Genomic DNA, 9,306 nt, shown 5'->3' with positions numbered 1-9,306 from the left:
GGCAAGAGCGCGAAAGTCGCGCTCATTGCCTGCATGCGGATACTGCTGATCAGGCTGAACGCCATGCTACGCGACGGTACCGAATGGCGGTGACGAATAGCATGGTGAAGACAGTTGCTCCCACCGGGAGGGTGAATATCCGGTGGGAGCGGGCTTGCCCCGCGATCTCGCATTTCACGCAGCGAACCACCCCTGCTCGACCATCGACAACGGCTCACCATCGCCAATGATGATGTGGTCAAGCACGCGCACTTCAACCAGGCTCAAGGCATCTTTGAGCCGCAGCGTCATGTGCAGGTCTGCCTGACTGGGTTCTGATATACCGGAAGGATGGTTGTGACACAGGATCAGGGCTGCTGCATTCTTAGCCAAAGATCGCCTGACAACCTCTCGCGGATAAACGCTGGCACTGTCGATTGTTCCTCTAAACAGCACCTCAAACCCCAACGGACGGTGCTTGGTATCAAGAAACAGGCAACCAAACGCCTCACTTTGTTCATGACGCAGCATGGACTTCAAATATCGCCGTACGGCTCTCGGGCTTTGGATGGCGGAGTCTCGCGCGATGGTCTCAGCCAAGTGCCGTCGCCCGATTTCCATAACAGCCTGTAACTGTGTGTACTTGGCGGGCCCCAGTCCCACCTCGGCAAGGAAGGTCGGCATGTCCGCTTCGAGCAACTGCCTCAGCCCACCAAATTTTTCCAACAGATAACGCGCCAGGTCGACCGCGCTCATCCCCGTTACACCGGTGCGCAAAAAAACCGCAAGCAGCTCAGCGTCCGACAGGCTGCTTGCTCCACGCTCCAACAGTTTTTCCCGTGGCCGTTCCGCCGCAGGCCAGTCCCTGATACTCATCCCGCCTCCCTGTCCATCGGTTACTGCTCCTGTGTTTGTGCCCTGTGCTACATTAGCCGCTCTTTTTTACGCGACGATTCGGCCTGGGGAGGCGTCGTCGCCGCGTGTAATCATTGAGCAAAAGGCAAGCCTATGCAGCGGCTGTATCGTAAGCGCATCGTTCTCGGCGTCGGCGGCGGCATCGCCGCCTACAAGAGTGCCGAACTGGTTCGCCGGCTTCTCGAACACGGTGCGCAGGTGCGCGTCGTCATGACCCGCGGTGGCGCGGAGTTCATCACCCCGCTGACCCTGCAAGCACTGTCCGGCCACCCGGTGCACATGGACCTATTGGACCCTGCTGCCGAAGCGGCGATGGGCCATATCGAGCTGGCCAAATGGGCCGATCTGGTGCTGATTGCGCCAGCCACCGCCGACCTGCTGGCGCGCCTTGCCCAAGGCGTGGCCGATGACCTGCTGACCACCCTGGTGCTGGCCACCGATGCCACCGTGGCCGTCGCCCCGGCGATGAACCAGGCCATGTGGCGCGACCCGGCCACCCAGGCCAACCTCGAACTGCTGCAGAGCCGCGACATCAAGGTCTTCGGCCCGGCCTCCGGCAGTCAGGCCTGTGGCGATGTCGGCCTCGGCCGCATGCTTGAGGCCACGGACCTGGCCTGGTGCGCCGCCGAAAGCTTCAAACGCGAATCGCTGACCGGCAAACACATCGTGATCACTGCCGGACCAACCCAGGAGAACATCGACCCGGTGCGTTACATCACCAACCATAGCTCCGGGAAAATGGGCTTTGCCCTGGCCGAAGCGGCGGTGGAAGCTGGCGCCAAGGTGACCCTGATCAGTGGCCCGGTGCACCTGCCAACGCCCGACCGGGTTAACCGTATCGACGTGGTCAGCGCCCGCGACATGCTGGCTGCCTGCGAAGCGGCGATGCCCTGCGATATTTTCATCGCCTCGGCCGCGGTCGCAGACTACCGCCCGGAAGTGGTCGCACCACAGAAACTCAAGAAAGACCCTACGACAGGTGACGGCCTGCTGCTGCAGATGGTCCGCAACCCGGACATCCTGGCCAGCATCGCCACCCGTTCCGATCGCCCATTCAGCGTCGGCTTCGCCGCCGAGACCGAACACCTGCTCGACTACGCTGCGCGCAAGCTCAAAGACAAGAACCTCGACCTGATTGTCGCCAACGATGTGGCCAACCCCAGCATCGGCTTCAACAGCGAGGAAAACGCCTGCAGCGTGATCGATCGCCAGCTTCACGAAACACTCTTCGCACAGACCAGCAAGGGCAAGATCGCCCGCCAGCTGGTTGCTTTCATCGCCGAACGTCTCAACCAGGTTTAACTCTGCATGCACGCTCTACAAGCCAAAATCCTCGATCCACGCATCGGCAGCGAATTCCCGCTGCCGCAGTACGCCACCCCGGGCTCGGCCGGTCTCGACCTGCGCGCCATGCTCAAGCAAGACACCGTTCTTGAGCCGGGCCAGACCGTGTTGATCCCTACTGGTCTGTCGGTGTACATCGGCGACCCGGGCCTCGCCGCGCTGATCCTGCCGCGCTCAGGCCTTGGCCACAAACACGGCATCGTCCTCGGTAACCTGGTCGGCCTGATCGACTCCGACTACCAGGGCGAACTGATGGTTTCCTGCTGGAACCGCGGCCAGACCCCATTCACCATCGCCATCGGCGAGCGTATTGCGCAACTGGTCCTGGTACCGGTGGTGCAGGCTCACTTCGACATCGTCGAAGCCTTCGACGAGAGCCAGCGCGGTGCTGGTGGCTTTGGACATTCCGGCAGCAGCTGATCCAGCCGCTGCCTACTGTGCGCCAAGGATGGCGAACTCTCTGGCGAAAACACCGTCAAAGCGTTCAGTTCAAGCCTGCCCTGCACGCCCTCGATATTGGAGCTCCCCAGAGATGAACGACATGGCACAACTGGTACCCGTACTTCCAGAAAGCATCTTCCGCGCTTACGACATCCGTGGTGTGGTCGGTGACACCCTGACCGCCGAAACCGCCTACTGGATCGGCCGCGCCATCGGTGCGCAAACCCTGGCCCAGGGCGAACCGAACATCTCGGTCGGCCGTGATGGCCGCCTGTCCGGCCCGATGCTGGTCGAGCAACTGATCAACGGCCTGGTCGAAGCCGGCTGCCGGGTCAGCGATGTCGGCCTGGTGCCGACTCCTGCCCTGTACTACGCCGCCAACGTCCTGGCCGGCAAGTCCGGTGTGATGCTCACCGGCAGCCACAACCCGCCGAACTACAACGGTTTCAAGATCGTTATTGCCGGCGACACCCTGGCCAACGAACAGATCCAGGCCCTGTTGACCCGCCTGAAGACCAACGACTTGAGCCGCGGCGAAGGCAGTGTCGAAAAAGTCGAAATCCTTGATCGCTATTTCCAGCAGATCACTGGCGACATCAAGCTGGCGAAAAAACTGAAAGTCGTCGTCGACTGCGGCAACGGTGCGGCCGGTGTGATTGCCCCGCAACTGATCGAAGCCCTGGGCTGCGAAATGATCCCGTTGTTCTGCGAAGTCGACGGTAACTTCCCTAACCATCACCCGGATCCGGGCAAACCCGAGAACCTGGTCGACCTGATTGCCAAGGTCAAGGAAACCGGTGCTGACCTCGGCCTGGCCTTCGACGGTGATGGCGACCGTGTCGGCGTAGTCACCAACACCGGCAGCATCGTCTATCCCGATCGCCTGCTGATGCTGTTTGCCCAGGATGTGATTGAGCGCAACCCAGGCGCCGAGATCATCTTCGACGTCAAATGCACCCGCCGCCTGACCCCGTTGATCGAGCAATACGGTGGTCGCGCGCTAATGTGGAAGACCGGTCACTCGTTGATCAAAAAGAAGATGAAGGAAACCGGCGCACTCCTGGCCGGCGAGATGAGCGGACACATTTTTATCAAGGAACGTTGGTATGGTTTCGACGACGGCATCTACAGTGCCGCGCGCTTGCTGGAGATCCTCAGCAAAGCCAAAACCGATGCCGAACAGCTGTTCGCCGCGTTCCCGAATGATATTTCCACACCGGAAATCAATATTGATGTGACCGACGAAGGTAAATTCAGCATCATTGATGCACTGCAACGCGAAGCCGACTGGGGCCAAGACGCCAACCTGACCACCATTGACGGTGTGCGGGTCGACTATCCCCACGGCTGGGGCCTGGTTCGCGCCTCCAACACCACGCCGGTGCTGGTGCTGCGCTTCGAGGCCGACACCGACGCCGAACTGCAGCGTATCCAGGAAGTCTTCCGCGCCCAGTTGAAGCGCGTTGCTCCTGATCTGCAACCCAAGTTCTGACTGACTATCTGTTCCAACTGGAGCCCTGCATGACCCTCGATCGCGATGCCGCCACCCATGTCGCCCAGGTTTTGTCCGAAGCGCTGCCTTACATCCGCCGTTTTGTCGGCAAGACCCTGGTGATCAAATACGGCGGCAACGCGATGGAGAGCGAAGAGCTCAAAACCGGTTTTGCCCGCGATATCGTGCTGATGAAGGCAGTCGGCATCAACCCGGTGGTCGTGCATGGCGGCGGCCCGCAGATCGGTGATCTGCTCAAGCGCCTGTCGATCGAAAGCCACTTTATCGATGGCATGCGCGTTACCGACGCACAGACCATGGACGTGGTCGAGATGGTTCTCGGCGGCCAGGTGAACAAGGACATCGTCAACCTGATCAACAGCCATGGCGGCAGCGCCATCGGCCTGACCGGTAAGGATGCCCAGCTGATCCGGGCGAAAAAGCTCACCGTTACCCGCCAGACACCAGAGATGACCACCCCGGAAATCATCGATATCGGCCATGTCGGCGAAGTGGTCGGGGTTAATACCGACCTGCTGAACATGCTGGTCAAAGGTGACTTCATCCCGGTTATCGCGCCCATCGGCGTCGGCGCCAACGGTGAGTCGTACAACATCAACGCCGACCTGGTGGCAGGCAAGGTGGCGGAAGCACTGAAGGCTGAAAAGCTGATGCTGCTGACCAACATCGCCGGGCTGATGGACAAGCAAGGCACCGTACTCACCGGCCTGACCACCGAGCAGGTCAACGAGCTGATCGCTGATGGCACCATCTACGGCGGCATGCTGCCGAAGATCCGCTGTGCCCTGGAAGCAGTGCAAGGCGGCGTCAACAGCTCGCACATCATTGATGGCCGGGTGCCGAATGCGGTGCTGCTGGAGATCTTTACCGACAGTGGTGTGGGTACGTTGATTACCAACAGCAAGCCGCGATAAAAGCACGAAAAAGGCGACCCGAAGGTCGCCTTTTTTATTTGCCTCAGATCCCGTACTGGGCCCGATAGGCCTCGACGGCCGGCAGATGCTGCTTGAGCGCCGGGTCGTCGGCGAGGAACTCCAGCACCTGGGTCAGCGAAACGATGCTGACTACCGGAATACCGAAGTCGCGCTCCACTTCCTGGATCGCCGACAGCTCGCCGTTACCACGCTCTTGGCGGTTCAACGCGATCAGTACGCCAGCAGCCTTGGCCTGCTGGCCCTGGATGATCTGCATGACTTCGCGGATCGCGGTGCCCGCAGTGATCACGTCGTCGATGATCAGTACGTCGCCGGTCAACGGTGCGCCAACCAGGCTGCCGCCTTCACCATGGGCCTTGGCTTCTTTACGGTTGAAGCACCATGGCAGGTCGAGGTCATGATGCTCGGCCAATGCTATGGCAGTGGCCGCCGCCAGGGGGATACCCTTGTAGGCCGGGCCGAACAGCACGTCGAACGGAATCTTGCTGTCGACGATCGCCGCTGCATAGAAACGCCCGAGCTGAGCCAAGGCCGAGCCACTGTTGAACAGGCCGGCATTGAAGAAATACGGGCTGGTGCGCCCGGATTTGAGGGTGAATTCACCGAAGCGCAGAACCCCGCGGTCGATGGCAAAACGAATGAAGTCGCGCTGATACGGCTGCATGAAGAGTCCCGGATACCACGGATTTAGCTAATTGAGTACAGCTCGGGTATCATACACGCACGAGATTTTTGGGGCCATTTATGCGGATCATCAGTGTGAACGTTAATGGCATTCAGGCTGCAGTCGAGCGTGGTTTGCTCAGCTGGCTACAAGCCCAGAATGCCGACGTCATCTGCCTTCAGGATACCCGCGCCTCGGCCTTTGAACTCGACGACCCAGCTTTCCAGCTCGATGGCTACTTCCTTTATGCCTGCGACGCAGAAGTTCCCGCCCAAGGCGGCGTGGCACTTTATTCGCGGTTGCAGCCCAAGGCAGTCATCAGCGGCCTGGGCTTCGAGACAGCCGACCGCTACGGACGTTACCTGCAGGCCGATTTCGACAAGGTAAGCATCGCAACGCTGCTGCTGCCTTCGGGAATGAACGGCGACGAAGACTTGAACCAAAAGTTCAAGATGATGGACGACTTCGCCAAGTACCTGGACAAGCAGCGACGCAAACGTCGCGAGTACATCTATTGCGGCTCGTTGTACGTGGCGCAGCAGAAGCTCGACGTCAAGAACTGGCGCGATGGCCAGCAGTCGCCGGGCTTCCTGGCACCGGAACGGGCCTGGATGGACACCGTGGTCGGTGACATGGGTTATGTCGACGCCCTGCGCGAAGTCAGCCGTGAAGGCGACCAGTACAGCTGGTGGCCGGATAACGAACAGGCCGAGATGCTCAACCTGGGCTGGCGCTTCGACTACCAGCTGCTGACCCCGGGCCTGCGCCGCTTCGTGCGTAGCGCGCGCCTGCCGCGTCAACCGCGCTTCTCCCAGCACGCGCCACTGATCGTGGACTACGACTGGACGCTGACGATCTGATTCGTTCGGCCACAAAAAAACCGACGTCATGTCGGTTTTTTTGTGGCTGACGTTTCAGCGTGTTGGAGAGAGTTTGATCAAGGCAACACCTACCGCGAGCCAAACTGCACCCGTTATGCCCAACCAGGACGCTACCAGTAACCGACGCCGCAACCTGCGTGGAAAATTCCGTAAATCGTCTGCGTCCATCATTCCCAAGCGAACACTTAACTTGGGATAGAGCATCGCGCCACTGATTGTACTGAGCAGATAGCAGCGCGATTTCAACCTTGTTGTTCCCCAGAAAGGTACCTGCATCTTCAGCCAAACGCTATTTGGAAGGCTTGCAATGATGATGTCGAAGTCACGGCTATGGGCGATGTAGGCGTTCATCGCTACACCGGATAAGCCGATTACAAAGGGGGCGAACCCAAAGGCGATCGCAATACCGGGCGGCCAAGTGTTGATATCAATCACCTTGCGCCTCGTAAATGTTGTCCCCCAACCACTCTCCAAATGACTCGCCGCCGACTGCCCCGATAAGTGATCCGCCGCCAACCAATACAATTCCACACAAGCCTACGCCAACCGGACCTGCAACTGCAGCAAAACCACATACAGCCACGGCGACGTCACCTCCTATAAGAGCACCAACCGCGCCACCACCTAGTCCCCCAGAAAAGCTCCCTGCCTCGGTAAATCGAATCCTTTTGCATTCCTCCGTCTCTCCGGAGCGACACACCTCCTGCACCTTGAGCACCGATGCTCCCCCGCCCAAAGCGATACCCACATACCCACCGTGCTTCAGGTACTTCGCGGTCTTGGCCACCTGATCTAGATGCGTGGCGTAACCGGGAATCTCACCCGGCGCACCGGCGCGACTCCAGTGGTGCACCAGGCTCTTGGTGGAGATACCCAGATCGCGCCGCAAGGTGTCGTAGCTGCCCAGATTCAGCACTTTGTTGAGGAACGCGCTCTTCAGCTGAGCATCCAGCTGGCGGTACAACTGCTGGCGCGAAGCGAAGAACTCGGGACTCTTAAGGTGCCCGTAAATGCGAAACATGCGTTGGTGCAGGTTCTCGAACGCCTGCAAGGTGCCTTTGACCTGGTGCAAACCTTGGGCAAGCATGTCCTTGGCAACTCCCATCGACTGGCTCGCTCCACTGAGCAACCCGGCAATCTCCCCCTGGTAGCGGACCATAAAATTGGCCTCGCCCTCATTGAGCGGCACCAGTGCCTCGCGGACCTGAGCAGCAGCGGCCATCAACTGAGCCTCCTCTCGCGTACAGGCCGTGCCATTATTCGGATCACCAATGACGAACAGCTCACCCGCCTTGAAGCCCTGGGCAAAGGTGGGATTGAGCCGATGCAATCGGGCGCTCAGGTAGCGACTTTCACCACCCAGCTCAACCAGCACCTGCTGCCCTGACATGCTGCGCGGTACCACATAGAAACCAGGCTCCAACGTGCCCGGTGCGGCGGCAATAACTGGTTGGGCGCGGGGCGCGGAAGCAAATCCGGACATCGGCATCGACGAAGGCGGATTGACGACCGGGCGAGCCGGCTCGGAAAAACCGTTCGTTGTCGGCGCGGCAGTAACACCCCCACCGTACAGGGGAGCTATCAGCCGGTTGCTACCCGGCGGGCAGCCGCAATTGATCTGCACACCGTCAACGGCTATCGCCAAGCCTTCAATGGTCCAACCGTCGTAACCTTCGGCAATCTGCCCGGCCTGACCGCATTGCGGACAGGGCGTGGTCGCATCCCCCAGCCGCAGATGGGGGACCCGATCCTGGGTGTGAGAGGCCTGACTGCTAAGGCAGGTGGCCCCAGTCGTGGTCTGGTCGCCATGCAGCCCAGCGCCGCGGCCATTCATGTTCATGCGGTCGGCCATCGGTCACCCCACAACAGCCAGAAAATCATCCGCCATTGATTTGCCTGCCTGTTGAGCGATTAATGCACAGTCCTGCAGGGTATCGATGATTTCGTCGCCGTTGCTCAGCACACTGCCAACCAATGCAACACTGTGCTCACCCAGCCGCGAATGCTCTCCAGCACCCGTGATGATCTGTGCCTGGCTGCCGTCCGGGTACTCGACCCAGTCGCCGGTCTGGGCCACACCTACAGCCTGGCCACCAGACAGCGTGATAGTCATGGGCGAAGTGGCTTGCCGGATGACACCACCGTCACGGGTTCGACTGCCTTGAGTGGCCAAACGATAGATGGCCGTGACCGAAGTAACGGATGGACTCAACGTCGCCAGCACTTCTGGCGTCAGTTCATTGGAGAAGGAAACTGCGGAGTGATCGTTGCTGATAGACATGTACTGATTCCTTGGGCAAGTGAAGCCCGGAATCTAGCACGGCATTTACAGCTAAAAACCCAGTAGAAACCGATACAGAAACGTCCTACTCCACACCCGGATTTCATTGTCAGATCCGACGTTTTTTTGCAGGAAAAATCCCGGACTACAAGCAAGCCCGCATTCTCTGACAACCAAAAAGCAGACATGAAAAAGGCGAGCTCGAGGCTCGCCTTTTTTCTTCAACTGTCCCGTCCTGAATATGGTTTACACCTCCCATCCCGAATTTCCGGAGATCCAGATGGCGCAAGGTGTTAAGCGTACTCAGCGTGATTACTCGCTGTCTTTTAAATTGGCAGTGGTTGATCAGATCG

9 protein-coding genes and 1 pseudogene are annotated in these 9,306 nt (G+C 59.6%); 5 read left to right on the top strand and 5 right to left on the bottom strand.

Translation table 11 applies throughout. The features are described from left to right. Positions 1–174 precede the first annotated feature (174 nt). On the bottom strand, positions 175–855 hold the full coding sequence (radC, locus tag C6382_RS23620; protein WP_107026717.1) for a DNA repair protein RadC: 681 nt from the start codon (positions 853–855) through the stop codon (positions 175–177). Positions 856–987: 132 nt separating this feature from the next. Here radC and coaBC point away from each other — a divergent pair, with 132 nt between their 5' ends. The 4 genes and pseudogenes from coaBC (at position 988) to argB (ending at position 5,106) form a co-directional block, all read left to right on the top strand. Beyond that, entirely contained in the window at positions 988–2,196 is a 1,209-nt protein-coding gene (gene coaBC / locus C6382_RS23615; RefSeq protein ID WP_107026716.1) for a bifunctional phosphopantothenoylcysteine decarboxylase/phosphopantothenate--cysteine ligase CoaBC, read from the top strand. Between the two features lie 6 nt (positions 2,197–2,202). Beyond that, on the top strand, positions 2,203–2,658 hold the full coding sequence (gene dut / locus C6382_RS23610; protein ID WP_107026715.1) for a dUTP diphosphatase: 456 nt from the start codon (positions 2,203–2,205) through the stop codon (positions 2,656–2,658). 136 nt (positions 2,659–2,794) lie between these two features. Further along, positions 2,795–4,171 (top strand): annotated as a pseudogene (locus C6382_RS23605) (phosphomannomutase/phosphoglucomutase); the annotation flags it as partial. 29 nt (positions 4,172–4,200) lie between these two features. Continuing rightward, on the top strand, positions 4,201–5,106 hold the full coding sequence (gene argB, locus C6382_RS23600; RefSeq protein ID WP_045181313.1) for an acetylglutamate kinase: 906 nt from the start codon (positions 4,201–4,203) through the stop codon (positions 5,104–5,106). A gap of 43 nt (positions 5,107–5,149) precedes the next feature. Here the strand turns inward: argB and pyrE are convergent, their stop codons facing one another. Then, positions 5,150–5,791 (bottom strand): orotate phosphoribosyltransferase, encoded by a 642-nt coding sequence (pyrE, locus tag C6382_RS23595; RefSeq protein WP_107026713.1) that lies wholly within the window; start codon positions 5,789–5,791, stop codon positions 5,150–5,152. An 80-nt stretch (positions 5,792–5,871) separates the two neighbouring features. Between pyrE and C6382_RS23590 the strand changes: the two genes are divergently transcribed. Then, positions 5,872–6,651: an exodeoxyribonuclease III gene (locus tag C6382_RS23590; RefSeq protein WP_107026712.1), complete on the top strand. Its 780-nt coding sequence runs from the start codon at positions 5,872–5,874 to the stop codon at positions 6,649–6,651. Positions 6,652–6,705: 54 nt separating this feature from the next. On the opposite strand, the gene C6382_RS23585 is transcribed toward C6382_RS23590, so the two are convergent. Genes C6382_RS23585 through C6382_RS23575 form a run of 3 tightly spaced genes read right to left on the bottom strand, consistent with a single transcriptional unit; the run spans position 6,706 to position 8,953 of the window. Then, positions 6,706–7,107 carry a hypothetical protein gene (locus C6382_RS23585; RefSeq protein ID WP_107026711.1) on the bottom strand — a complete coding sequence of 134 codons (402 nt, stop codon included), beginning with the start codon at positions 7,105–7,107 and terminating at the stop codon, positions 6,706–6,708. After that, positions 7,100–8,524, bottom strand: a complete 1,425-nt coding sequence (locus tag C6382_RS23580) for a PAAR domain-containing protein (protein WP_107026710.1) — start codon at positions 8,522–8,524, stop codon at positions 7,100–7,102. The genes C6382_RS23585 and C6382_RS23580 overlap by 8 nt, the downstream gene beginning before the upstream one ends. A 3-nt stretch (positions 8,525–8,527) precedes the next feature. Continuing rightward, positions 8,528–8,953, bottom strand: coding sequence for a hypothetical protein (locus C6382_RS23575; RefSeq protein WP_107026709.1), 426 nt, complete (start codon positions 8,951–8,953; stop codon positions 8,528–8,530). Positions 8,954–9,306: the final 353 nt, after the last annotated feature.

The organism is Pseudomonas sp. BBP2017, from assembly GCF_003024385.1.
GTDB lineage: Bacteria > Pseudomonadota > Gammaproteobacteria > Pseudomonadales > Pseudomonadaceae > Aquipseudomonas.
The sequence above is the reverse complement of the archived record's forward strand: the minus strand, read 5'-3'. Positions and strand labels throughout refer to the sequence as shown.